Below are 25,231 nucleotides of genomic sequence, written 5' to 3'. Positions count from 1 at the left end.
CTCTCAAGCGTTCTCGCCTGTTGTTGCAGGCTCTGGAGCCCAGGTTGATGTTCGACGGCGCGGCGGCCGTGACGGCCGCTGCCGCCTCGGCGCACGCGGACGCGCCGCTGCCGGCGGAGCGTCCGGCCCCGGCGGAGGCGCCGCGGTCCGTCGCGGTGGAGCGCTTGGCGGAGAAGGTGGCCGCGGCGCTGGCGCCGGCAGCGCCGCCCAAGCAGGTGGTGTTCGTCGAGTCCAACGTCGCCAATTACCAAAGCCTGCTGGCGCAAATGCCGGCCGGCATGGAGGTGGTGATGCTCAACGCCGGCAAGGACGGCCTGAGCCAGATCGCCGAATGGGCCAAAACCCATCACGGCTACGCCGCCATCCACATCATTTCCCACGGTCAGAGCGGGGATCTGATGCTGGGCAGCATGGAGTTGACCACCGCCAAGCTGGACAGCCGCCAGGCGGATCTGAAACTCGTAGGCCAATCGCTGACTGCCAACGGCGACATTTTGCTGTACGGCTGCGACATAGGCGCCGGCAGCAGCGGCGCCGCCTTCGTCAGCGCGCTGGCCCGCTATACCCAGGCCGATGTGGCGGCGTCCACCGACGCCACCGGCGCGGCGCGGCTGGGCGGCGATTGGACGCTGGAGCGCAACAGCGGCCATATCGACGTGGCCGACTTGCACTTTAGCTACGACGCCTTGCTGGCTCGGCCGGTAACGGGCACCACCGATTTCACCGCATCAGATGGCAACTCATACAACCCTTCCGGCAGCGTAGTGAGCGCCGGCAACGTCCAGGGCTGGGACTTCTCGCTGCAACTGGGTGCCACCAATAACGGCGGCCAAACCATTATTGTCGAAAAACCCGGCTCTGTGACCACGGAAACGGTGGACGGCTACAGCGACGGCACCATCCCCATCTCCTATTTCAGCGTCAAGTCCAATGACAACAGCCGCTTCACGCTGAATTCCATCGGCGTGGTGCTGAACGGCTACGATTCCGGCACCACCGGCGGCAATCTGCAGCTGGTCGGCTATATCAACGGCACCGCGGTCAGCGGCGCGACGCTGACGCTGAATGTGGGCGATGCTTTGCAGGGCAGCGGCGGCCTGGTGACCTTCACGGTGTCCGGCAACAGCGCTTTCCAGGGCATCGATTCCTTCCGGGTGCTGGCGGCCAACGGTCATACGGTGACCGGCATGATAGGCATAGGCGCCATCAACGCCATCAATTTTGGTTTCGCGCCGACGCTGACCGCCAGCGGCGGTTCCAGCGCTTACAGCAGCGGCACCGGCACTGCGGTGACGGTGGACAGCGGCATTACCCTGTCCGACTCCGACAGCAGCACCCAGGCCAGCGCCACGGTGTCCATCACCGGCAACTTCCACAGCGGCGAGGACGTGCTGGCCTTCACCAACAACGGCAGCACCATGGGCAACATCAGCGCCAGCTACAACAGCGGCACCGGGGTGCTGACGCTGACCTCCAGCGGCGCCACAGCCACGCTGGCGCAATGGCAGGCCGCCTTGCGCGCGGTCACCTATTCCGACAGCTCGCTGTCGCCCAACACCAGCTCCCGCACCATCAGCTTCGCCATCAACGACGGCGCGATCAACAGCAGCGCGGTGACCAAGACGGTGACGGTGGCGGCGGATTCCGCGCCGGTGATAGGCAATCTCAACGGCGACAACCCCACCTTCACCGAGAAGGGCGGCGCGGTGAAACTGGACGTGGGCACCGCGGTCACGGTGACGGACAGCGACACCCCCAACTTCAACAGCGGCAACCTGACCGTGCACATTTCCGCCAACGGCCAGAGCGGCCAGGATGTGCTGGGCGTGGACACCAGCGGCACGGTGTCCTTGTCCAGCGGCACCAGCGTGGGCAGCGTGGTGACAGTGGGCGGGGTGAGCATAGGCGTGATCGCCAGCAACGGCGACGGCGTCAGCGGCCATGATCTGATCGTCACCTTCAACAGCAACGCCATTCCGTCGCGGGTGGCCACGCTGCTGGCGGCGCTGACTTACAACAACACCAGCAACGATCCCAACACCGCTACCCGCACCATCAATGTCAGCGTCAACGACGGCCGCGGCGGCACCGGTTCCAGCAATGTGACGGTGGCGGTGGCGGCGGTCAACGACGCGCCCACCGGCAGCGCCACCGCCGGCAATCCCACCTTCACGATGGGCGGCTCCGCGGTATCGGTGTTCAGCGGCGCCAGCGTCAGCGCCGTCGAATCCAGCCAGAGCGTGATTCTGCTGACGCTGACCGTGTCCGGCCTGCAAGACGGCAGCAATGAAATCCTGTCCATAGACGGCAGCAATGTGGCGCTGACCAACGGCAACTCGGTCACCACCAGCGGCAACGGCCTGAGCGTCACCGTCTCGGTTTCCGGCGGCACCGCCACCGTGTCCATCAGCAGCAGCGGCATCTCCGCCAGCACCGCCGGCAGCGTGATCAACGGCATCACCTATCGCGACAGCAGCGGCAGTCCCTCCATCGGCAACCGGGTGGTGACGCTGACCAGCGTCAAGGACGACGGCGGCACCAGCAACGGCGGCGTGGACACCACCACGCTGGCCGTGGCCTCCACCGTCAGCGTGGCGGTGGTGCCGGTGGTCACCACCAGCGGCGGCAGCGCGGCCTTCACCGCCGGCGACAACACGAGTTCCACCCCGGTGGCGGTGGACTCCGGCATCACGGTGAGCAATAACGCCGGCCCCACGCTGGCCAGCGCCACGGTGTCCATCACCGGCAATTTCCAGAGCGGGCAGGATGTGCTGGCCTTCACCAACGACGGCAGTACCATGGGCAACATCACCGCCAGCTACAACGCCGGCACCGGGGTACTGACGCTGACCTCCAGCGGCGGCAGCGCCACGCTGGCGCAATGGCAGGCGGCCTTGCGCTCGGTCACTTACACCGACAGCGCGGTGACGCCCAACTCAGCCACCCGCACCGTCAGCTTCCAGGTCAACGACGGCAGCGCCAGCAGCGGCGTGGCCACGCGCACGGTGACGGTGACGCCCACCGATCAAACGCCGATCGCCACCGCCAGCGGCGGCAGCGCGGCCTTCACCGCCGGCGACAATACGGCTTCCACCCCGGTGGCGGTGGATACGGGCATCACGATCAGCGATCTGGACAACAGCACGCTGGCCAGCGCCACGGTGGCGATCACCGGCAACTTCCAGAGCGGCCAGGACGTGCTGGCCTTCACCAACACCAGCAGCAGCGCCTTCGGCAACATCACCGCCAGCTATAACGCCGGCACCGGGGTGCTGACGCTGACCTCCAGCGGCGCGACGGCGACGCTGGCGCAATGGCAGGCGGCCTTGCGCGCGGTCACTTACACCGACACCGCGGTGACGCCCAACACCGCCACCCGCACCGTCAGCTTCCAGGTCAACGACGGCAGCAAGAACAGCGCGGCGGTGACCCGCGGCGTGACGGTGACGGCCACCGACCAAACGCCAATCGCCACCGCCAGCGGCGGCAGCGCGGCCTTCACCGCCGGGGACAACACGGCTTCCACGCCGGTGGCGGTGGATACGGGCATTACGATCAGCGATCTGGACAACAGCACGCTGGCCAGCGCAAGGGTGTCCATCACCGGCAACTTCCAGAGCGGCCAGGACGTGCTGGCCTTCAGCAACACCAGCAGCAGCACCTTCGGCAACATCACCGCCAGCTATAACGCCGGCACCGGGGTGTTGACGCTGACCTCCAGCGGCGCGACGGCGACGCTGGCGCAATGGCAGGCGGCCTTGCGCGCGGTCACTTACACCGACACCGCGGTAACGCCCAACACAGCCGCCCGCACCGTCAGCTTCCAGGTCAACGACGGCAGCAAGGACAGCGCGGCGGTGACCCGCGGCGTGACCGTGGCGGCCACCGATCAAACGCCGATCGCCACCACCACCGGCAGCGCCGGCGCCTATGTGGTGGGCGGCGCTGCCACGCCGGTGGACGGCGGCCTGACCGTGTCGGATCTGGACAACACCACCCTGGCCAGCGCCACGGTGGCGATTAGCGGCAACTTCCAGAGCGGCGAGGACGTGCTGGCCTTCAGCAACACCAGCAGCAGCACCTTCGGCAACATCACCGCCAGCTACAACGCCGGCACCGGGGTGTTGACGCTGACGTCCAGCGGCGCCACGGCCACCTTGGCGCAATGGCAGGCGGTGCTGCGCGCGGTCACTTACATCGACACCGCCGGCTCGCCCAACACCGCCACTCGCACCGTCAGCTTCACCGTCAACGACGGGACCAAGAACAGCGCGGCGGTCACCCGCAACATCGCCTTGCAACTGATGCCGCCCAGTGTCTCCGGCCTGACCAGCGGCACCGACACCGGTAGCAGCCATAGCGACGGCGTCACCAGCAACGCCACGCCCACGGTCACCGGCACCGGGATCGCCAACAGCCTTGTCATCATCTATGTGGACGGGGTGCCCATCGATAGCACGGTCGCGGACGGCAGCGGGGCCTGGAGTTACAGCTTTGTCTCCAGCCTGAGTTCCGGCGCGCACGCCATCACCGCCGTGGTTAGCAGCGGCGGCGTCAGCAGCGGCCAATCCAGCGCCTTCAACGTGGTGATAGACAGCAGCGCGCCGGCGGCGCCGTCCGGCGTGGCTTTGAGCACGGGGACGGACACCGGCAGCAATCACGGCGACGGCATCACCGGCAACAACCGGCCCACGGTCACCGGCACGGCGGAAGCCAACAGCACGGTCACGGTGTATGTGGACGGCACGGCGGTGGGCACGGCGACGGCGGACGGTAGCGGCGCCTGGAGCTACAGCCTGGGCAGTTCGCTGGCGGACGGCAATCACAGCATCCGCACCACCTCCACGGATCTGGCCGGCAACGCCAGCGGCCAATCGACGACCTACATCATCACGGTGGACACCGTGGCGCCGGACAGCCCGGCCAATACCGGTCTGAGCCTGGCCACCGACAGCGGCTCCAGCAACCGCGACGGGGTCACCAACGTCAACCGCCCCAGCGTCACCGGTCTTGCAGAGGCGGGCAGCAAGGTGGCCGTGTTCATCGACGGCGTGCAGGTGGGCACCGCCACCGCCGACGGCGGCGGCGTCTGGCTGTTCAATCTGAGCCAGCCGCTGACGGACGGCAGCCACAGCGTGCGCGCCACGGCCACCGACACGGCCGGCAACATCAGCGCGCAGTCGGCCTCGTTCACCGTTGTCGTGGACACCACCGCGCCGACGCCGCAGTCCTTCACCCGGCTGGACCCGGCTTCCAGCTCCGCCAGCAGCCTGCGTTACGACCTGGTGCTGAACAAACCCATCGTCGGCTTGAGCGCCGGCGATCTGAGCGTGATCACCAGCGGCAGCGCCCGCGCCGACATCGGCAACATCGTCCGCATCAGCGACAGCCACTACGTGGTGCAGCTGACCGGGGTGAGCGGCGCCGGTTCGGTGGCGCTGGCGCTCAAGTCCGGCGCGGCGGCCGATCTGGCCGGCAACGTGACCCAGCAGCAGACGGTGGCGCCGGCGTATCAGTTGAGCCCCAACACCACCGTGGTGCTGCCGCCGCTGCCGCCGGCGGAAGCGCCGCCGCAGTCCAACGCGGCGCCGGTCATCAATATCGCGCCCATCACGCCCAATATCGTGTTGGCCGCGGTGAGCGGCGCGGGCAACGGCGGCAACGGCCCGGGCTCCGCGCCGACGTCGCAAGGCCCGGCCGGCCCGCTGACGAGCAATCCCATCCAGCTCTCCTTCGGTCAGGATCGTTTCGCGCCGACGCCTAGCGAGCCGTTTGGACGCGGCAACGCCGGTCTGCCCTTCGTCTCCAATCTGGGCGGCACCGCCGGCGCGCCGCTGCAAGTGATGCCGGATCTGGGCGTGCGGCCGCTGGTGGCCGGCCAAGGCTTCAATTTCAGCCTGCCGCCCGGCACCGTGATCAGCCGCAATCCCGACGCGGTGCTGAACATCCAGGTGCGTCAGAGCAATGGTCAGCCGCTGCCGGCCTGGCTGAAGTTCGACCCGCAGACCGGCCGTTTCAGCGGCACGCCGCCGGCGGGCTGGAACCGGTCCTTGTCCTTGGAAGTGACGGTCAGCGACCAGAACGGCCACCGCGGCGTCACCCATATGCAGCTGAAAACCGGCGCGGGCGAGCAGGCGGCCGCGGCGACGGAAAAGGTCGCGGCGGCCGGCAAGCCGGCCTTGCACGAGCAGTTCCGCCAGCACGGCAGACCCGCCTTCGATCAGCAGATCGCCGGATGGCTGCAGACGGAGGACACGGTCTGAGCGCCGTCTCTCCACTAAACCAACAAACCGCACAGGGGACGATATGAACAAACAAACACAAGGGGGAGGGGCCGGCCGCGGCGTTCTTCGAACGCTGGCCGCGCTGACGGCGCTGGCCTTGTCCGGCTGCGCGGTCACGCCCGCGCCGATGAGCCTGGGCGACCGCCAGGCCACGCTGGCGGCGGACCGCCAGGCCATGTTCGGCAGCCAGGAGCCGTTGGCGGGGCCTGTGACTTTGCAAGAAGCGATGGCGCGCGCGCTGAAGTACAACCTGGACTACCGGGTCAAGCTGATGGAAGAGGCGATGGCGCAGCGCCAGCTGGACCTGTCCAGCCTGGACATGCTGCCCAAGCTGGCGCTGGCCGCCGGCTACACCGCCCGCAACAAGGAAAACGCGTCCTCGTCCCAGAACGTGGCCACCGGCGAGCAATCGCTGGTGCCGTCCATCTCCTCGGAGAAGCGCAGCCATACCGCGGACCTCAATCTGAGCTGGAACGTGCTGGACTTCGGCGTCAGCTACTACACCGCGCAACAGCAGTCCGACCGGCTGCTGATCCTGCAGCAGCGCAAGCGCAAAGTGGCGCAGCAACTGATGCAGCAGGTGCGCGAAGCCTGGTGGCAGGCGGTGGGCGCGCAACAACTGGAAGGCCGCATCGACTCCTTGCTGGCCGAAACCAACCGCGCGCTGGAAGACGCGCGGCAGGTGGAGAAGCAGAAGCTGCGCGCGCCGCTGGAAGCGCTGAACTACCGCCGTCAGCTGCTGGACGTGATCCGCCAGATGGGCATGATCCGCAACGCGCTGGCCCAGGCCAAACCCAAGCTGGCCGCCATCATGAATGTGCCGCCCGGCACCGACTTCAAGGTGGCGGTGCCGGAAGGGCTGCCCACTCCGGCGCTGGGGCTGAAGCTGGAACAGATGGAGGAAATGGCCCTGCTGAACCGGCCGGAACTGAACGAGGCGCGCTACAACGAGCGCATCGGCGTCACCGAAACCCGCAAGGCCATCGCCAAGCTGCTGCCTGGCCTGGAATTCAGCATCGGCCAGAACTACGACAGCAATAAATTCCTGGTCAACAACTCCTGGAGCGACGCCGGCCTGCGCATCAGCTGGAACCTGCTCAATCTGTTCAGCGCCGGGCCGATCACCAAGGCCGCCGACGCCCAGCTGCAAGTGGCCAAGACCCAGCGCATGGCGTTGAACATGGCGGTGTTGACCCAGGTGCACGTGGCCTATCTCGACCTCAAGGGCCGCTCGCGCCAGTTCGCGCTGGAGCAAGAGCTCAACGACGTGGAACAGCGCATCTACGTGCAGAACCGCAACGCCACCGACAGCGGCGTGCAGGGCCGCCTGCCGGCGATCCTGGCCGACGCCAACGCGGTGTTCTCCACGCTGCGGCTGTACCAGAGCTACGGCGATCTGCAAAACGCCTACGGCCAGATGGGCTCCAGCCTGGGGATGGACCCGCTGCCGGAAAGCACGGCCAGCTATGAGCTGCCGGCGCTGGCCGCGGCCTTCAAGGGCGCGGAAACCCGGTGGCAGGGTCAGGTGGCGGGGAGCAAGCCATGAGGTTGACGGTACTTAGGCTTGCCGCCTGCCTGCTGGCGGCCGCCTGCGCCCAGGCGGCGACGCCGCCGGCCAAACCGTCGGCGCCGGTGACCAACGCCAGCGACGGTCGCATCCGCGTGCAACTGATGGCGCGCAACGCCGTCACCCTGTCCGGCGAAGTGGCCGCCAAGATCGCGGCCTTGCCGGTGCCGGAGGGCGCCAGCTTCAGCAAGGGGCAGGCGCTGGTGCAGTTCGACTGCGGCAGCTACCGCGCCCAGCTGCGCAAATCCCAGGCCTCGCTGGAGGCGGCCAGCCAGCTGCTCAAGGTGAACAATCAGCTGGCCAAGCTCAATTCCGCCGGCGCGCTGGACGTGGCCCAGGCCCAGGGCAAGGCCAAGGAGGCGGCCGCCGACGCCAGCTATATGCAGACCATAGTCGGCAAATGCGTGATCAGCGCGCCGTTCAACGGCCGCGTGGCGCGCCGCATCGCCGCCGTGCACCAATACGTCAGCCCCGGCAACCCGGTGCTGGACATCGTCGATTCCGGCTCGCTGGAGCTGCGCATGTTGGTGCCGTCCAAATGGCTGGCCAAACTCAAGTCCGGCAGCAAGTTCACCGTGGCGGTGGACGAGCTGGGCGCCAGCTTCCCGGCCAGGATAGAACGCCTGGGCGCGCAGATCGATCCGGTCAGCCAGTCCATCCTCGCGGTGGGCGTCATCGAGGGCAACGGCGCCAGCCTGCTGCCGGGGATGAGCGGCTGGGCCAGCTTCAAGTAGGCCGTGCATGGGGCACGCCGATAGAAGCCGGGAACTGGCCGGCCTGCTGCAATTGCTGCACCGCGCGCGCGACGCGGTCAGCGCCGAGCAGTTGGGCTTCATCATCGTCAACGAAAGCCAGCAATTGCTGCCCTACCGCCAGGCGGCGGCATGGCGCGAAGGCCTGCATCGCCACGTGACGGCGCTGTCCGGCCTGGCGGAGCTGGACCCCACCGCGCCCTATATGCAATGGCTGTCCCGCGTGTTCCGCCATCTGGCGGAGTCCGGCGGGCCGGAGGTCGGGCAGGACAGCCGCGCGCTCGAGGCCGGCGACCTGCCGGCGGCGTTGGCCGAGGACTGGTCGTCCTGGCTGCCGGCCCACGCGCTGTGGCTGCGCCTGGGCGAGCAGGGCGCCTGGCTGCTGGCGCGGGAACTGCCGTGGAGCGATTACGAGCGCAAGCTGGCGGAAGAGCTGGCCCACGGCTACGGCCACGCGCTGTTGCGCTTCGCGCCCAAACGCAACTGGCGGGAGCTGGCGCGGCAATGGCTGCGGCCCGGCCGCAAGCAGCGCCGGCTGCTCATCGCCGCGCTGTTGCTGGCCTGCATGCCGATACGCCTCAGCGTGCTGGCGCGCGGCGAGGTGACGCCGCAAAACCCGGTGCTGCTGCGCGCGCCGCTCAGCGGAGTGATAGACCGCATCCAGGTGCAGCCCAACCAGCGGGTCAAGGCCGGCGATCCCTTGTTCGATCTGGACGCCACCTCGCTGGCCGGCCAGTTCGCCATGGCCGCGCGCGAACGCGACGCCGCGCAGGAAAGCTTCCGCGCCAGCGCCCAGCTGGCGGTCACTGACGACAAGGGCAAGCTGGCCATGGCGCAGGACCGCGCCAAGCTGGAAGAAAAAAGCATCGCGGCCGAATACACCGGCCTGGAGTTGCAAAGGCTGCACGTCACCGCGCCCAGCGCCGGCGTGGTGGTGTTTTCCGACCGCAACGACTGGCAGGGCAAGGCGGTGACGGTGGGCGAAAAAGTGATGACGCTGGCCGATCCCGCCCATGTGGAACTGGCCGCCTGGCTGCCGGCGGCGGAGGCCATAGACGTGGCGCCCGGCGGCAAGATCACGCTTTATCCCAACGCTTCGCCCACCGAGTCCTACGACGCGGAAATCCTCCGCGTCGCCTACAAGGCCGAGGCGGTGGAGGGCGGCCTGCTCGCCTACCGGCTGCAAGCCCGCTTCGTCGACGGCGACAAGCCGCGGCTGGGGCAGATGGGCACCGCCCGCGTTTACGGCGACTGGGTGCCGCTGGTCTATTACGCCTTGCGCCGGCCGCTGACCGCCGCGCGGCAATGGTTGGGGTGGTGAGCATGCGGTCCCCCGCTTTGCCCGCGCTGCGCCAGGAACTGACGCTGCACCCCGGCCCGGCGCTGGCCGACGGCGCGCCCAGCTGGACTCTGCACGACCCCTGCGCCCATCGCTTCTACCAATTGGGTTGGGCCAGTTTCGAAATCCTGTCGCGCTGGCAGTTGGGCACCGCCGAGGCGGTGCTGCAAGCCGTCAACGAAGAAACCACGCTGAGCTTGGGCGCCGAGGACATCAAGGCGGTGCTGTTGTTCCTGTCCCGCCATCAGCTGCTGCAGGCCGCCAGCGCCGAGCAGAACGCCTGGCTGTGGCAGCTGCGCGAGGCCAACCGCCCCAGCCGCGCGATGTGGCTGTTGAAGAACTATCTGTTCTTCCGGGTGCCGCTGCTGCGGCCGGAGGCGCTGCTCAATCGCCTGCTGCCGTGGACCGGCTGGCTGTTCCACCCGCGCTTCTGGCTGGCGATGGCCGCGGTGCTGGCGCTGGCGCTGGCGCTGGTGTCGCGGCGCTGGGACGAGTTCACCCACACCTTCTCCGCCTACGGCGGCGTCAGCGCCGCCATCGGCATCGGCCTGTCGCTGAGCCTGGCCAAAATCCTGCACGAAATGGGCCATGCGCTGACCGCGCGCCACTTCGGCTGTCGGGTGCCGGCCATGGGCGTGGCCTTCCTGGTGATGATGCCGGTGCTTTACACCGACACCAACGACGCCTGGAAGCTCAACAGCCGCCGCCAGCGGCTGCTGATAGGCGGCGCCGGCATGTTGGCGGAACTGGTCCTGGCCGCTTGGGCCACGCTGTTGTGGAGCTTCCTGCCGGACGGCCCGCTGCGCGCCGGCGTCTTCCTGCTGGCCACCACCACCTGGCTGGCGACGCTGGCGATCAACGCCAGCCCCTTCATGCGCTTTGACGGCTATTTTCTGCTGGCGGATTACCTGGGCCTGCCCAATCTGCACAACCGCTCCTTCGCGCTGGCGCGCTGGCGGCTGCGCAAAACGCTGTTGGGCCTGGACGATCCGGTGCCGGAGCATTTTCCGGCCGCGCGCCGGCGCGGCTTGATCCTGTTCGCCTGGGCCACCTGGCTGTACCGGCTGGTGCTGTTCCTGTCCATCGCCTTCCTGGTCTACCACCTGTTCTTCAAGGCGCTGGGCATCCTGTTGCTGGCGGTGGAGCTGGGCTGGTTCATCGCCCGGCCCGTGGTCGGCGAGCTGATGGTGTGGTGGCAGCGCCGCGCGGATCTGCGCTGGGGCCGGGAAACCCGCCGCAGCGCCGCGGCGCTGCTGATCCTGACGCTGGCGCTGATCCTGCCCTGGCAGCGCGAAGCGGCCAGCCCGGCGGTGATGGGCGCGCTGCAATCGCAGGGCCTGTACGCGCCGGCGACGGGCGAGGTGGCCGAAGTCCTGGTGCGCGACGGCCAGCTGGTCAAGGCGGGGCAGGTCATGGCCAGGCTAGGTTCGCCGATGCTGGAGGCGCAGCTGGCGCTGGCCGGCGCCCGCGAGCGGGATCTGGCCTGGCAGACCGCGCAGCAGCCGTTCGATCCGGAACTGCAGCAGCGCGGCCCGGCCTTGCGCAAGCAATGGCAGGTGGCGCAGGAGCAGGTGGCCGCCTTGCGCCAGCAGATGGCCCGGCTCACTCTGACCGCGCCTTTCGCCGGCCGCGTCGTGGACGTCAGCGAGGCGCTGCGCGCCGGCACCGCGCTGGCCGAGGGCGAGCATCTGCTGGACGTGGTGGGGCCGGACGGCGTCAAGGGCGAGGCCTTTGTCGACGAGGCCGCGCTGGCCGGGCTCAAGCCGGGGCATGTCGCCCGTTTCGTCGCCGACGGCGGCGAGTTCTGGAGCGTGGAGTGCCGGCTGGGCCAGATAGACCGTCTCAATCTGCCGCTGCTGGATCAGCCCTTGCTGGCCTCCACCTATGGCGGGCCGATTCCCACCGAGCAGCGCGACCGCGGCCTGGTGCCGCTGGCGGCCACCTTCCGCGTGCGGCTGGAGCGCTGCGAGCGCGGCGCGGCGCCGCTGCGGGAACTGGCCGGGGTGGCGCGCTTGCGGGGTGAGCGCTACAGCTTGCTGGAGAGAGGGACGCGGCAGTTGTTGGCGGTGTTGCGGCGGGAGGGCGGGCTGTAGCGCGGCTTGTGTCGTCCTATCCGCAAGGCCTTGCGCGCAGGAGCGCGCACTACGAAGTCGGGCGCGCCGCCGGCGCGCCCCATAACGGGTTTTGGAAAGGAGCCGTTCGCCATGTCTTCATTCTTGAACACTTCCTCGCTGGCCGAAGGCCTGCATCTGCGCCCGGCGCGGCATCACGACGAGGCCTTCATCGCCGGCCTCTATCGCAGCGCCCGCCCGGACCTGCAACTGATAGACGGCGAGGAGGAACTGATCCGCACCGTACAGGAGCAGCAGTACCAGGTGTTGCAACGCGGCGCAGGCGACAACTACCCGGACGCGATGCATTTCGTCATCGAAAAAACCGGCGCCAACGTCGGCGTGGTGATGGTGGATTTCGGCCATAACGAAGTGCGCATCATCTTCCTGGCCATGGTGCCGGAGGCGCGCGGCCTGGGTTACGGCAAAGAGGTGTTGATGGGCTTGCAGCAGGCGGCCTGGCAAGTGCGCGCGCCGCTGGCGGTGGTGGTGTGGCACAGCAATGTGCAGGCGCGCCGGCTGTATCACCAGTTGGGCTTCGTGCTGGAAGAGGCCGGCGACATGGCGGACAAGCTGGTGTGGCGGCCGGAGCGCCATTCGCCGCAGGGCGAGGCGCGGGTCGGCCTGTAGCGTCGCCGGCTCCGGCCGGCTTGGAGCTTGTGCACTGTCCGCTGCGCGGGCCCGCCATGGAGTCGGCGAGTAGATTTTCGAAACGCTCATACATGCCGTATGAGCGTTTCGTTTTCTCGGCCGCCGGGCCTTGCTTCGCTCTTGCCCGGCGGGCCTGCGAACAGGCGCTTAGTTGAAGGGCAGCTGAAAGTAGGCCAGCGCCGGGTCGCGTCCGGCGGGAATCACCCGGCCTATCCATACCAGGTCCAGGCGGATGGCGTCGCTGTGCTCGGTGGCGGGCAGTTCCAGCTGGCCCACCGCGTCCGCCAGGTCGGTGGCGCCTTCGGCGGCCAACTCCACCACGAAGGGGGTGCGCCGCGCGGTCTGGTGCGGCGATTGCGCTTGCGGCCGCAGCTTGACGGCCTGCACTTGCAGCGAAATATCGGGATGTTGCGGGTTGCGGAAAATGCAGTGCTTGCCGAGCAGATGCATGAAGTCTTCGGCTTGGACGGTGGCGAGCATGGCGATGTCCCCTGAAGGCAAAGGCCGCCGCTCCCGCGGAGGAGAGGCGGCCGGAAGCGGCTGGAGGCCGCGTATTGTGATTATGGACGAACCGGATACAGGCCGTTGATGGCGATACAGAAATTCAGCGCCAGGAAGGGGTTGAGCACGCTGACCGGAGCGTTGCCGCCGGTCAGGTCGGTATTGCCGGTGGCGGACAGGCCTTGCACCGATACCGGATTGTTCAGCGCCGTGGACCAGATGGTGGCCAGGCCGGTGCCGGCGCCGGAAGCGCCCAGATAGGGGTTGCTGGAGCTGGGCGCGCTGGCCGGAGTGGCCGGCGTGGGCGTGCCGGCGGCGTGGAAGGTCACCGCCATGGAGGTGGCGGTATGGGAGTGAGCCGGCAGGTTGGCCACGCTGAGCGCCACGTTCTGGGTGCCGCCGAACTGACCGGGGTTGTAGGCCGGCAGATTGTAGGCGGGCTGGGCGGGGCCGGTGCCTATGGCCATGCGGCCGGTCAGATTGGGCAGCTTGAAGTTTTGCGACGCGGTGCCGCCGTAGAGCGTGCCCAGCAGCGAGTACAAGGCCTCGTACTGCGATACCTGGTAGGTCTGGCCCTGGCACAGCGCCCAGTCTTGCGGCGCGTAATTGAAGCCGTAGACCGTGATGGTGCCCATGTATGCGTCCATGTATTCCTCCTGCGAGTGATCCGCCTGGCGGCTGCCAGATGGGAAAGCCGTGTCAAAGAGAGGCCGGCTGCCGCGCTTGGGGGCCGCCCCGGCTCAGCGGAGCGTCGCGGCGGCCGAGGTTTCGAAAGCGCTTGTCCTAGGTGTAGCCCAGCGTTCCGCTAATGCAATACGCATTTGTACTTGTTATTTTTTCAGGATTTATCTGCTATGGGTTCGTTCCGAGATCATAAAAAATACAATCGTCATGGTCTATTCGCTGCGCTTTAGTGAATGTATTTAATAGATTGCGGCGGCGCGGCATCGCCGCCTAAGATGTCGGCATGCCTGTCTTGATCGCTCTGTTGTGCGGCATCGCCGCCTGCGCCGTCTTGCCGGCTTTGCCCGCCGCGACGGCTTGCCTGGGCCTGGCCGCGGGCGCGGCGGCGCTGGCCGCCTGCCTGCCGTCGCGGTTGCGGCCTTGGGCGGCGCTGGCGCCGGCCTTCCTGCTGGGGCTGGGCTACGCCGCCTGGCGCGCCGAGCACCGCCTGGCGCAGCAATTGCCGGCCGATTGGCAGCAGCGGCCGGTCGTCTTCATCGGCGAGGTGCGCGGCCTGCCGCAGCCCGGCGAGTACGGAACGCGCCTGACCATGGAGGTGGAGCGCACGCTGACGCCGGGCGTGAAGTTGCCGCAGACGGTGAGGCTGACGGATTTTCGCGGGCGGGAGTGGCCGACGGGCAGCCGCTGGCGGGCGGAAGCTCGCTTCAAGCGCAGCCGCGGCACGGCCAATCCCTTCGGTTTCGACGTCGAGCAATGGCAGTGGTCGGAAGGTGTGCTGGCCACCGGCTCGCTGGGGCCGGGGGAGCGTCGGCTTGAGGACAGCCGCGCGCCGTTGGTCCAGGTGGACCGAGTGCGCGCCGCCTTGGTGGCGCGTGTCGAACGGGTGTTGGGCGAATCGCGCGAGGCGGCGCTGATCGCCGCCTTGACGGTGGGCGCGCAGCAGCGGGTGGCGCGCGAGGATTGGCGCTTGTTCGCCGCCACCGGCCTGACGCATTTGATCTCGATTTCCGGGCTGCACATCACCATGCTGGCGGGCCTGGCCGCGGCGGCGCTGGCCTGGCTGTCGCGGCGGCTGCCGACTTTCGGCTTTCCGCCGCGCTTGTTGATCGCCGGCGGGGCGTTTCTGACGGCGGCGGCCTATGCCTTGCTGGCCGGCTTATCGGTGCCGACTCAGCGCACGCTGTTCATGCTGGGCGTCGGGCTGGCCGCCCTGTGCCTGCGCCGCGGCCTGTCTCCGTTCCGCATCTGGTGGCTGGCCCTGGCGGTCGTCTTGCTGATCGATCCTTTCTGCGTGCTGGCGCCCGGCGTCTGGCTGTCCTTCGGACTGGTGGCGGCCTTGATGGCCAGTTCCATCGCCAGACGCCGTGCGCCGGGCAAATGGCGGGCGGCGTTGGCGGGGCAGTGGGCGGCCGGGGTATGCACGCTGGCGCCGCTGGTCTGGTGGTTCGGCGGTATCCCGCTGGTGTCGCCGCTGGCCAACGCGCTGGGCATCCCCTATGTGTCGCTGCTGTTGACGCCGTTGGCCTTGGCCGCCGTTTTGCTGCCGCTGGAATGGCCGCTGCATTGGGCTGCCTGGCTGGCGCGCGGCTTTTTTTGGGGGGTGGAGCGGCTGGCGCAAGCGCCGCCCATGCCTTTGGCCGGAACGCCGCTGCCGCTGTTCTTGCTCGCCTTGCTGGGGTCGGCGTGGCTGATCGCGCCGCGAGGGGTGCCGGGGAAAGGGCTGGCGGCCTTGCTGCTGCTGCCGATGTTGCTCTACCGGCCGCCGCCGCCGGCCTTGGGCGAATTTCGCGCCACCATGCTGGATGTGGGCCAGGGCTTGGCGGTGCTGGTGCAGACCCGGAATCGCGCGCTGTTGTTTGATACCGGCCTCGGCGGGGCCGAGAGGGTTCTCTTGCCGCAGTTGCGCGGCCTGGGCGTGAAGAAGCTGGACGGCCTGGTGTTGTCGCACCATCACAGCGATCACGACGGCGCGGCGGCGGAGCTGGCCGCCGCCATGCCGCCGGGGCGGGTGCTGGCGGGCCAGCCGGAGTCGCTGGCGGAATTGGGCTTGAGCGGAGAGGGGTGCCGGCTCGGCCAGAGCTGGGCGTGGGATGGCGTGCGCTTCGATGTGCTGGGCCCGCCGGATGCGGCGCCCGCCAATGATGAGAACGCGCGCAGCTGCATCCTGCGGGTGGCCGGCATGCGGCATGCCTTATTGCTGAGCGGCGACGCGCCGGAGGCTGTGGAGCGGGCGCTGGCGGGGCAGCCGGGCCTGCGGTTGCGCAGCACGGTGCTGGCCGCCGGCCATCATGGCAGCCGCACCGCCACCGGCGCGGCTTGGCTGGCGGCGGCGCGGCCGGAGGTGGTCTTGATCAGCGCCGGCTATTTGAACCGTTACCGTCATCCGCATCCGTCCGTGCTGAGGCGGGCGGAGGAGGCCGGCGCCGCGGTGCTGCGCACCGACCTGGACGGCGCGCTGACGCTGGAGTTCGGCGACGGGGTGGAGTGGAGTTGCCTGCGCGACAGCCAGCGCCGGTATTGGCGCGAGCGCGGCGATTGCGGCGAGCCGCCCTGAGCGGGCCGCGAACGGATGCTTAGTCCTGGCTGTTGACGTGGGCGACCACGATATTGCCCCGGCCTTGGTAGTGCAGGCCGTCGAAGGACAGCTTGCGCGCGATCAGGATGCCGCGCCCGTGGCTGGACATCAGCGAGGCGGGTTCGGCGTTCTGGTAGCGCTCCCAGTCGAAGCCTGCGCCCATGTCGCTGATAGTGAAGCGCATCTGTTCCGGTTCGCGGCTGAAGTCCACGCTGATCTGGCGCTGCCCCATCACCGGGTCCTGCATGCGGCGGGCCAGCTCGGCTTCCCACTGTCCCTCGGCCATATAGTGGCTTTTCTCATCGAAGCTGATGTCCAGGTTGCCGTGCTCGATGGCGTTGACCAGCAGCTCGAACAGGCCGGTGGCCACCCGCTCCGGATGGGCGCAGGTTTTGGCCAGCAGGGCGGTGACGGTCTGGGCTTCCTTGTGGCTGCGGCAGGTGAAGGTGGCCTTGTTCAGGTGGCGCAGGGCGTCGACGTGCAGATTGGCCAGCTCGCGGAAATGGGCGTAGCGGTCCCAGTGGCCTATCGCGGCTTCGACGATGGCCAGCAGCATGTCGCGGGAAAACGGCTTGGTCAGATAGTAGAAGGCGCCGGCGGCCAGCCCTTCCTGCACACTGGAGGCCGCGCCCATGGCGGTTTGCATGATGACCGGCAAAAACTCCAGCCGCGGCTCGCTTTTGATGCGTTTGAGCACGTCGAAGCCGCTGATGCCGGGCATCATCTTGTCCAGCAGCACGGTGGAGAAGGTTTCGCCTTCGCGCTGCAGGATGGCCAGAGCGGTTTCGCCGTCCTCGGCCTGGACCACCTCGTGGCCGGCGTCCTGCAGCAGCTCGGCCATCAGCTCCAGGTTGAAGGGTTCATCGTCAACGAGCAGTAGTTTGTGGGGCATGGTTGGGGTCCTCCGTGGCGCCGGCCGGCCCGGTGCGCGGAATGATGAAGGTGAACAGCGCGCCGCGTGTCGGCAAATTGCTGGCGAAGATGCGGCCATGATGGGCCGTGATGATTTCGCGGCAAATTGCCAGACCCAGGCCGGTGCCGCCGGCGCCGGTCTTGGTGCTGCTGCTCTGGATGAATTTGTCGAAAATGCTTTCCAGTTCGGATTCCGGCACGCCGGGGCCGGTGTCTTCCACGGTGACGAGGATGTTCTCCCCGTCGGCGTCTTGGCGCAGCCCGGCGTTGACGTAGATTTCGCCGCCGTGCGGACTGAACTTGATGGCGTTGGACAGCAGGTTGCGCATCACTTGGCCGATGCGGAAGGGGTCGATGTCGGCGTTCAACTGTTCCGACGAGCAGTTCAGGTAGATGCGGATTTCGTTGAGCGCGGCCAGCGGCGTCATTTCGTCGCAGATGTCGTGCAGGCATTGGCACAGATTATTGCGGCCTATGCTGTACTCCATGCGGCCCACTTCCATCTTGGCCAGGTCGAGCAAATCGTTGAGCAGGGTCAGCAGCCGGTTGCCGCTGCTCTGGATGCGGCTGAAGTATTGCGCCATTTTGTCGTCGTGCTGCCCGCGCGAGCGGGCTTGGCCCATTTCGGTGAAGCCCAGGATGGCGTGCAGCGGCGTGCGCAGCTCGTGGGACATATTGGCCAGGAATTCGGTCTTGGCGCGGCTGTTTTCCTCGGCCAGCACCTTGGCGTGGCGCAGGGTTTCCTCCAGCGCGCGCTGGGCGGAAAAATCCTGGTACAGCCAGATGGTGCCGAGCTTGGGCACCGAGGGGTTGATGGCCTTGCCGTACAGCCGGCACCAGAACAGCTTGCCGGTGCCGGTGCGCAGCCTCTGTTCGGTCTGCACCACCTTGCCGTCGTTGAGCAGGCTGTACAGCGCCTTGCCGGTGCGCTCCCACTGCTCAGGCGATTCAAAGAAGGGCAGGGTGCTGTGGCCGAGGACGACTTCTTCGCGCTGCTCGAACAGGTCGAGGAAGGCGCGGTTCACCTGGAGCAGGTTGCGGTCCACGATGTAGGCCATCGCCATCGGGCTGGCGTCCAGCAGCGCGGACAGCTGGCGGCTTTGCACCTCGACTTGCTCGGCCAGGCTGTTTTTCAATTCGATCAGCGCCGCTTCCTGTTCCTTGCGAATGGAAATGTCGCGGCAGACCACCACGTAGAACCAGTCGTCCGGCAGGGTGACCCGGCTGAGGGACAACTCCACCGGCAGCATGTGCTCGTCGCTGCGGCGCAAGCTGGCCTCGAACGGCCGGCCTTCGTGCTCCTGGGCGATGTGCTCGAAGCTGCGCGCCGGGTTGCGGTCGTACAGCTCGTCCAGCAGCTTGCCTATCGGCAGTTGACGCACCATGTCCGCGGACTGGCCGATCAGCCGAACCGCCGCCGGGTTGATCTGCAAGACCAGGCCCTGGTGGTCGATCAGCATGATGGCGTCGGAACTGGCCTGCAGGATGGCGCGCTGGCGCGCCTCGCTCTGCGCCAGCGCCTGTTCCGACATCACCCGGTCGTTGATCTGTTCGCGCAGCGTGCGGGTGTTCATTTCCAGCTGCTGCTGGCTGCGCTTGAGCTGATCCTGCATCCGGCGGCGGGACTGGGCCTGCTGTTGCTGGAACCAGAACATCGCCAGCAAGAAGCCGGCGGTGGTGGCCAGGATGGCCCAGTGGGTCAGGCGCATGCCGGGATTGGCCACGCCTTGCGGATAAGCGCCGAACAGCAACTCGTTGCCGCCCAGATTGTGGCGGATGGTGTACAAGGGCGGCGTGGACGGCAGCGGCCGGGTGGGTTGGGAGTCCAGCAAGGGCGCGTCGGGCTGCTCCTGGGTCCAGGCGACGATGCGCACATGGCGCAAGGGACTGGCGGTGCCGGGCTCGCGCTGGCTGTCCTGGATCAGCTTGTCCTTGCGCAGATTCAGCAGCAGCAGGGTGTTGTCGTCGTTCAGCCGCACGACGATGTCCAGGCGGCTGCCGTTGCTGCCCGGCAGCGTGGTCGGCATCAGCACCGGCTGGGTGCTGTGGCGGGCCAGGTCCATCTTGCGGCGGGCGTTGCCTATGCCGCCCAGGTCCAGGCCTTGCGGCAGGGCGTTGCTGTCGTCCGGCAGGTAGCCGGAAACCGGGTAGTACAGCGGTCGGCGCGGACTGGGCGCCAGGTGGCGGTCTTGCAGCACGCGTATGCTGTTGGCGATGCGGCTTTCAAACGCCTCGCGCTGCTCCGGGCGCACGTATTCGATGATGCCCAGGCCGCCGAAGGGGGTGTCGTCGCGTATGGTGCTGCGCGCGAGCACGGCCAGCGAGCGCGGCTGCGGGCTGTTGGCCAGGCTTTGCGCCAGCACGGCGGAGTGATCCAGCATCGCCTGCATCCGCACGCGCAGCAGCTCGGCGCTCAATTCGCCCCAGTAATGCTGGCGGTCGATGAGCTCGGCGCGCTCATCGTTGATCATCAGCCAGTATTCGGCGGACAGCAGGCCGACGCTCAGCAGGCCGCTGACCACCAGCGAGCTCAGGCGATTCAAGGAGAGCGGCCCCCGCGCGAGCCGGCGAGCGGCGGAACCGGGACGCTAGGCCCGCCGCCCATCCTGCGCCAGCTCCTGGTAAAGGGCCTCGAACTCGCGCGATAGTTTGTGGCGCGGGTCCAGGTACACCATGGGAAGCGCCGCATCGTGTGACTCCCGGATTTTCACGGATGAAGACAGCGGAGAGGACAATACCGGCAGTCCTTCTTGCTTGAGCTCCTCCACCAGGCGTACCGGCAGGCTGGCCCTAGCCTGGAACTGGTTGACCACGATGCCTTCGATGAACAGCTCGGGGTTGTGGTCGGCGCGAATTTCCTCGGTGTTTACTTTCAGGTTATAGAGGGCCTGGCGGGAAAAGGCATCGCAGTCGAAGGGAATCAGGCAGCGGTCGGCGGCGATCAGCGCCGAGCGGGTGAAAAAGTTCAAGGCCGGCGGGGTGTCGATCCAGATCTCGTCGAACTGCGCGCTCAAGCTGTCCAGCGCTTCCTTGAGCTTGAACATCTTGTAGCGGGCCTCCAGCTTGCCCATCAGCTCGGAGAGCTCGGGGTGGGAGGCCAAGAGGCTGAGGCCGGACAGCGGCGTGGCGCGGACGAAGTCGACGGGCTCCTTGCTGAACATGGAAATGTTCAGCATCTGCTCGAACAGGCCGGCCAGCGAAGGCGCCTCGTCCCGGGCGGCCGGCCCCAGCAGATAATGGCTGGCGTTGCCTTGCGGGTCCAGGTCCACCAGCAGCACCCGTTTGCCCTGTTTGGCGGCGACGGCGGCCAGGTTGACGGTAATGGTGGACTTGCCCACCCCCCCTTTTTGATTGAAGACCACTCGTCGGATCGCTTGCATGGGTGCTCCAGGCATGGGGCCGGTTGGGCGGCGGGGCCGCTACGCAGAAGACGCCCGCTCGCGTCTTGGCGCGCCGCGGGGCCGGGCCGCGCGCGAGCGGGCAGGGCGAAGCGGGCTTAGAACCTGTTTACGATCTGCTGCGCGTCGGCGATACGGCGTTGAAAACTGCTTCGAAATGCTCATGTACCGTTTGTACATTCCGCTTTCTCAGCCGTATTCGCCTTGTCTCGCTGTAGCTCGCGAGATCGTAAACACGTTCTTAGAACCCGGGATCGCCCTTGCAGACCAGCAACATCTGTTGATAGCTGGCCGAATTCTGCACCACCGGCATAGGTTTTATCTGAGCGTCATTATAGGTGAAGCTGGCGATCTGGCGGCCGTTCTCATCGAACAACACCATGTCCAGCAGGCGGAAAGTGCGCTGCGAACAGTCGATCTGCCAAGTATTGATCGACACCTTGTGGCGCGGCGTGGACAGGAAGTTTTCCTTCTTCAGATTGAAGATGGTTTTGCGGTCGCGAAAACTGACCAGCTGGCCTTGCTTGCGGACCGACAGCTTGTCCAGCTCGTTCAGGATGTTGCCGTTGGGGGAGACCCCCAGGTTTTGCCAATCGGCGTTGGCCGGGCTGGCGCCGGACTGCGCGGGTTTGCCGACGGTCGACGGGCTGGGTGCTTTGCTGGGAGCGCTGGCGCAGCCGCTGATCACTGCGGCCGCCAACAGGACGGGCCAAATATTACGCATTGATGCCTCCACGAAATCGTCGGTCAGTGTCGCACAGCCGCAGAAAGGCTCCAAGTCCGGCGCGCGGAGCGGCTGGCGCGGCGGCCGACTGAGCTTGGCGGCGGGTTGCCTTCGACAGTGCTGCGGCGCAAAAAATCCGCAATGCCATATAAGTATTTTTTTGCCAGAAAACGCCAAAAATAAATGTAAAAAAAGGAACTTCGCGAGTCTCCCACAGGTCCATGGTAGTGCGAGAGCATTTTTCCTCTTCGTTTCACATTGTCTCCATCCAACTTTATGGCCGCTGCACTCCAGCGGCCCTTTTTTTGCCTATTGAACCGGGGGCGGGACGCTGCCGGCCACTTGCCGTACAATAGGCGCCTTCTCGCAAGAAGACGGCTTATGCAGGACGCGCTCTCCCTACTCAATCATATCTTCGGCTATCCCGAATTCCGCGGGCAGCAAGGGGAGATTGTCGATCACGTCGCCCAGGGCGGCCACGCGCTGGTGCTGATGCCCACCGGCGGCGGCAAGAGCCTCTGCTTCCAGATTCCCGCGCTGATGCGCCCCGGCGTCGCCATCGTGGTGTCGCCGCTGATCGCGCTGATGCAGGACCAAGTGGCCACCCTGGTCGAACAGGGCGTGGCCGCCGCCTGTCTCAATTCCGCCACCCCGCTGGACGAAGCGCGCGACATCGCGCGCCAGGCGCGCGCCGGTTCGCTGGACCTCCTGTACGTGGCGCCGGAGCGTTTGCTGACGCCGCGCTTCCAGGAGTTCGTGTCGCAGCTGAACATCAGCCTGTTCGCCATCGACGAGGCGCACTGCGTCAGCCACTGGGGCCATGATTTCCGCCCGGAATACCAGCAACTGGGCTTTCTGGCCGAGCGTTTCCCGCAAGTGCCGCGCATCGCGCTGACCGCCACCGCCGACGAACAGACTCGCGCCGACATCATCCACTACCTGAAGCTGCAGGACGCGCGTGTCTTCCTGTCCAGCTTCGACCGGCCCAATCTGTTCTATCAGGTGGTGGAAAAGCACAACGCCAAGAAGCAGCTGCTCGATTTCATCCGCAACGAATATCCGGGCAGCGCCGGCATCGTCTACTGCCTGTCGCGCAAGCGCGTGGAAGACACCGCGCAATGGCTGTGCGACAACGGCATCCACGCGCTGCCCTATCACGCCGGCCTCAGCCATCAGCAGCGCGAGGCGAATCAGCGCGAATTCCTGCGCGACGAAGGCGTGGTCATGGTTGCCACCGTCGCCTTCGGCATGGGCATAGACAAGCCGGACGTGCGCTTCGTCGCCCACATCGACATGCCCAAGAGCCCGGAAAACTTCTATCAGGAATCCGGTCGCGCCGGCCGCGACGGCCTGCCCGCCGCCAGCTGGCTGTGCTACGGGCTCAACGACGTGGTGCAACTGCGGCAGATGATAGAAGGCGGGGAAATGGCCGAGCTGCAGAAACAGGTGGAGTTGGGCAAGCTCGAAGCCATGCTGGCTTTCTGCGAAGCCGCCTCCTGCCGCCGCCAGCACATCCTGGCGCACTTCGGCGAACAGAGCCGGCCCTGCGGCCATTGCGACAACTGCCTGCATCCGCCCATCACCTTCGACGCCACCGTCGCGGTGCAAAAGCTGCTGTCCTGCATCTACCGGGTGGAACAGCGCTTCTCCGCCGGCCACGTGATCGACGTGCTGCTGGGGCGCGCCAACCAGAGCGTCGGCCATTACGGCCACGACAAGCTGTCCACCTTCGGCATCGGCCGCGACTACAACCAGCGCGTCTGGCGCTCCATCATTCGCCAGTTGGTGGCGCGCAAGCTGCTGCACGTCGACATCGCCCGCGGCCAGTCGCTGGTGTTGAGCGACGAATGCCGCGCCGTGCTCAAAGGCCAGGAAAAAGTCTATTTGCGGCCGTTGGCCGACGACAAGGCGACGCGCAGCACCGCCAGCGCCGACCGCTGGCTGCGCACCGAGCGCGAAGAGCGGCTGTGGCAGGCGCTGCGCGGCTGGCGCCGGCAGATGGCGGACGAACACAATGTGCCGGCCTACGCGGTGTTCTCGGACCGCACCCTGCGCGACCTGGTGGAAAAGCACCCGACCTCCCGCGCCGGCCTGGCCAAGGTGTATGGACTGGGCGAACTCAAGCTGGCGCGCTACGGCGAGGCGCTGCTCGAATTGTTGAGCGCGGCGGCGGCCGAGGCAGGTTGATCCGCCGGCCGTTTTAGTTTCCGGTCCGGCGGAACAAATCCGCTACAATCGATGCGAATAATATTGATTGATCTGGAGCGATAGATGGCAGTAAACCTCAAGCCCGTCAGCGGCGAGCATCTCTTCCCCATTCCCGGAGTGGAACTGAGCGTCGCCGCCGCCGGCATCAAGAAAGCCGACCGCAACGACGTGTTGGTCATCCGTCTGGACAAGGGCAACACCGTTGCCGGCGTGTTCACCCAAAACCGTTTTTGCGCCGCTCCGGTGCAAATCTGTAAAAAGCATCTGGACGCCGGCGTGCAAATCCGCGCGCTGGTGATCAACACCGGCAACGCCAACGCCGGCACCGGCGAACAAGGCCGCAGCGACGCGCTGCAAGTCTGCCGGACGCTGGCCGATGAGCTGGGCTGCCAGCCCGAACAGATCCTGCCCTTCTCCACCGGCGTCATTCTGGAGCCGCTGCCGGTGGACAAGATCGCCGCGGCGCTGCCGAGCCGGCAAGGCGCGGATTGGGCCGACGCCGCCCGCGCCATCATGACCACGGACACCGCGCCCAAGGCGGTCAGCGCCCGCCTGACGCTGGACGGCCACCCGGTCGCCATCACCGGCATCTCCAAAGGCGCCGGCATGATCCATCCCAATATGGCCACCATGCTGGGCTTCATCGCCACCGACGCCGCGGTGACCCGCCCGGTACTGCGCCAGTTGGTGAAGGAAGTGGCCGATGTTTCCTTCAATTGCATCTCGGTGGACGGCGACACCTCCACCAACGACAGCTTCATCCTGATCTCCACCGGGCAGAGCGGCGGGCCGCTGATCGACTCTCCGTTGCAGGCCGCCTACCAGGTGCTCAAGGCGGAGTTGATTCAAGTCGCCACCGCGCTGGCCCAGGCCATTGTCCGCGACGGCGAAGGCGCCACCAAGTTCATCACCGTCAAGGTCGAGGGCGGCCGTTCGTTCGAAGAGTGCAAGGACGTCGCATACGCCATCGCGCGCTCCCCGCTGGTGAAAACCGCTTTCTTCGCCTCCGATCCCAATCTGGGCCGCTTGCTGTGCGCGATAGGCTACGCCGGCGTGCAAGACCTGGACGTCGATCGCCTGGAACTGTATCTGGACGAGGTGCTGGTCGCGGTCGACGGCGGACGCAATCCTCTATATAGGGAAGAAGACGGCCAACGCGTGATGGCCCAGCCGGAAATCCTGGTGCGGGTGAAGCTGGGACGCGGCGCGGCGGAGGCCACGGTCTGGACCTGCGACTTCTCTTATGATTATGTGAAGATCAATGCGGACTACCGCAGCTGAGCGCGGCGTTTGAGCCGTTTTGGCATGGACGCTGGCCCGGAAGTCGGTCTTAGCCTCGAAAAAGCCCCGTAAATAGGGGCTTTTTCGCATTCAGCGCGCCTCCTCGACACGGAGCCAGGCAGGGCGGGCGCGAGAAATCGTTCTTGCTCAAAATGACCGCTTCTTTACAAATCAACGGCATGGCGGAGTTGTTTGCGAAAACTCCATCTTTTTTCAAATTAGGTGTTGACGGGTGTGGGGTCGT

Annotated in this window: 16 protein-coding genes; 9 read left to right on the top strand and 7 right to left on the bottom strand. The window is 67.0% G+C overall.

What is annotated here, in order from left to right; translation table 11 throughout:
* The first annotated feature begins 68 nt into the window (after nucleotides 1-68).
* The 6 genes from VK98_RS19015 to VK98_RS18990 all read left to right on the top strand — a co-directional run bounded on the left by VK98_RS19015 (nucleotide 69) and on the right by VK98_RS18990 (nucleotide 12,683).
* Nucleotides 69-6,263, top strand: a complete 6,195-nt coding sequence (locus tag VK98_RS19015) for a DUF4347 domain-containing protein (RefSeq protein WP_231589326.1) — start codon at nucleotides 69-71, stop codon at nucleotides 6,261-6,263.
* Nucleotides 6,264-6,306: 43 nt separating this feature from the next.
* Nucleotides 6,307-7,830 carry a TolC family protein gene (locus tag VK98_RS19010; RefSeq protein ID WP_048415549.1) on the top strand — a complete coding sequence of 508 codons (1,524 nt, stop codon included), beginning with the start codon at nucleotides 6,307-6,309 and terminating at the stop codon, nucleotides 7,828-7,830.
* Complete coding sequence (locus VK98_RS19005) at nucleotides 7,827-8,585, top strand: efflux RND transporter periplasmic adaptor subunit (RefSeq protein ID WP_048415548.1); 759 nt, start codon at nucleotides 7,827-7,829, stop codon at nucleotides 8,583-8,585. The genes VK98_RS19010 and VK98_RS19005 overlap by 4 nt, the downstream gene beginning before the upstream one ends.
* A gap of 7 nt (nucleotides 8,586-8,592) precedes the next feature.
* A complete protein-coding gene (locus VK98_RS19000; RefSeq protein WP_048415547.1) occupies nucleotides 8,593-9,924 on the top strand; it encodes an efflux RND transporter periplasmic adaptor subunit in 1,332 nt (443 codons plus the stop codon).
* Between the two features lie 2 nt (nucleotides 9,925-9,926).
* Entirely contained in the window at nucleotides 9,927-12,035 is a 2,109-nt protein-coding gene (locus VK98_RS18995) for an HlyD family efflux transporter periplasmic adaptor subunit (protein ID WP_156187963.1), read from the top strand.
* Between the two features lie 111 nt (nucleotides 12,036-12,146).
* A complete protein-coding gene (locus VK98_RS18990) occupies nucleotides 12,147-12,683 on the top strand; it encodes a GNAT family N-acetyltransferase (protein WP_048415546.1) in 537 nt (178 codons plus the stop codon).
* A 168-nt stretch (nucleotides 12,684-12,851) separates the two neighbouring features.
* On the opposite strand, the gene VK98_RS18985 is transcribed toward VK98_RS18990, so the two are convergent.
* Nucleotides 12,852-13,184, bottom strand: a complete 333-nt coding sequence (locus tag VK98_RS18985; protein ID WP_048415545.1) for a hypothetical protein — start codon at nucleotides 13,182-13,184, stop codon at nucleotides 12,852-12,854.
* A gap of 80 nt (nucleotides 13,185-13,264) precedes the next feature.
* The gene (locus VK98_RS18980; protein WP_048415544.1) at nucleotides 13,265-13,852 is read right to left on the bottom strand and encodes a phage tail protein; all 588 of its coding nucleotides are present in this window, start codon (nucleotides 13,850-13,852) and stop codon (nucleotides 13,265-13,267) included.
* Between the two features lie 320 nt (nucleotides 13,853-14,172).
* Between VK98_RS18980 and VK98_RS18975 the strand changes: the two genes are divergently transcribed.
* Nucleotides 14,173-16,443 carry a DNA internalization-related competence protein ComEC/Rec2 gene (locus VK98_RS18975; RefSeq protein WP_048415543.1) on the top strand — a complete coding sequence of 757 codons (2,271 nt, stop codon included), beginning with the start codon at nucleotides 14,173-14,175 and terminating at the stop codon, nucleotides 16,441-16,443.
* A gap of 19 nt (nucleotides 16,444-16,462) precedes the next feature.
* On the opposite strand, the gene VK98_RS18970 is transcribed toward VK98_RS18975, so the two are convergent.
* From VK98_RS18970 to VK98_RS23895, 5 genes are all read right to left on the bottom strand, one after another.
* Nucleotides 16,463-17,356, bottom strand: a complete 894-nt coding sequence (locus VK98_RS18970; protein ID WP_048415542.1) for a response regulator — start codon at nucleotides 17,354-17,356, stop codon at nucleotides 16,463-16,465.
* Complete coding sequence (locus VK98_RS18965; protein ID WP_048415541.1) at nucleotides 17,331-19,919, bottom strand: ATP-binding protein; 2,589 nt, start codon at nucleotides 19,917-19,919, stop codon at nucleotides 17,331-17,333. The genes VK98_RS18970 and VK98_RS18965 overlap by 26 nt, the downstream gene beginning before the upstream one ends.
* Nucleotides 19,920-19,964: 45 nt before the next feature.
* The gene (locus tag VK98_RS18960) at nucleotides 19,965-20,747 is read right to left on the bottom strand and encodes a ParA family protein (protein WP_048415580.1); all 783 of its coding nucleotides are present in this window, start codon (nucleotides 20,745-20,747) and stop codon (nucleotides 19,965-19,967) included.
* A gap of 268 nt (nucleotides 20,748-21,015) precedes the next feature.
* Entirely contained in the window at nucleotides 21,016-21,498 is a 483-nt protein-coding gene (locus tag VK98_RS18955; RefSeq protein ID WP_048415540.1) for a surface-adhesin E family protein, read from the bottom strand.
* Nucleotides 21,491-21,721, bottom strand: a complete 231-nt coding sequence (locus tag VK98_RS23895; RefSeq protein ID WP_156187961.1) for a hypothetical protein — start codon at nucleotides 21,719-21,721, stop codon at nucleotides 21,491-21,493. Before VK98_RS23895 ends, VK98_RS18955 begins: the two co-directional genes overlap by 8 nt.
* 158 nt (nucleotides 21,722-21,879) lie before the next feature.
* Here VK98_RS23895 and recQ point away from each other — a divergent pair, with 158 nt between their 5' ends.
* Nucleotides 21,880-23,685: a DNA helicase RecQ gene (gene recQ / locus VK98_RS18950; protein ID WP_048415539.1), complete on the top strand. Its 1,806-nt coding sequence runs from the start codon at nucleotides 21,880-21,882 to the stop codon at nucleotides 23,683-23,685.
* 84 nt (nucleotides 23,686-23,769) lie between these two features.
* A complete protein-coding gene (gene argJ, locus VK98_RS18945; protein WP_048415538.1) occupies nucleotides 23,770-24,987 on the top strand; it encodes a bifunctional glutamate N-acetyltransferase/amino-acid acetyltransferase ArgJ in 1,218 nt (405 codons plus the stop codon).
* The last annotated feature ends 244 nt before the right edge of the window (nucleotides 24,988-25,231 follow it).

The organism is Chromobacterium sp. LK11, assembly GCF_001043705.1.
GTDB lineage: Bacteria > Pseudomonadota > Gammaproteobacteria > Burkholderiales > Chromobacteriaceae > Chromobacterium > Chromobacterium alkanivorans.
Note: the sequence above shows the minus strand (reverse complement) of the source record. Positions and strands in the feature narration are given on the sequence as shown.

Coding starts and splice junctions, on each gene's coding strand:
- VK98_RS19005 (WP_048415548.1), top strand. CDS start 7,827: ATGAGGTTGACGGTACTTAGGCTTGCCGCCTGCCTGCTGGCGGCCGCC.
- VK98_RS18970 (WP_048415542.1), bottom strand. CDS start 17,356: ATGCCCCACAAACTACTGCTCGTTGACGATGAACCCTTCAACCTGGAG.
- VK98_RS23895 (WP_156187961.1), bottom strand. CDS start 21,721: ATGGACCTGTGGGAGACTCGCGAAGTTCCTTTTTTTACATTTATTTTT.
- VK98_RS18985 (WP_048415545.1), bottom strand. CDS start 13,184: ATGCTCGCCACCGTCCAAGCCGAAGACTTCATGCATCTGCTCGGCAAG.
- VK98_RS18980 (WP_048415544.1), bottom strand. CDS start 13,852: ATGGACGCATACATGGGCACCATCACGGTCTACGGCTTCAATTACGCG.
- recQ (WP_048415539.1), top strand. CDS start 21,880: ATGCAGGACGCGCTCTCCCTACTCAATCATATCTTCGGCTATCCCGAA.
- VK98_RS18995 (WP_156187963.1), top strand. CDS start 9,927: ATGCGGTCCCCCGCTTTGCCCGCGCTGCGCCAGGAACTGACGCTGCAC.
- VK98_RS19000 (WP_048415547.1), top strand. CDS start 8,593: ATGGGGCACGCCGATAGAAGCCGGGAACTGGCCGGCCTGCTGCAATTG.
- VK98_RS18975 (WP_048415543.1), top strand. CDS start 14,173: ATGCCTGTCTTGATCGCTCTGTTGTGCGGCATCGCCGCCTGCGCCGTC.
- argJ (WP_048415538.1), top strand. CDS start 23,770: ATGGCAGTAAACCTCAAGCCCGTCAGCGGCGAGCATCTCTTCCCCATT.
- VK98_RS18955 (WP_048415540.1), bottom strand. CDS start 21,498: ATGCGTAATATTTGGCCCGTCCTGTTGGCGGCCGCAGTGATCAGCGGC.
- VK98_RS19010 (WP_048415549.1), top strand. CDS start 6,307: ATGAACAAACAAACACAAGGGGGAGGGGCCGGCCGCGGCGTTCTTCGA.
- VK98_RS18990 (WP_048415546.1), top strand. CDS start 12,147: ATGTCTTCATTCTTGAACACTTCCTCGCTGGCCGAAGGCCTGCATCTG.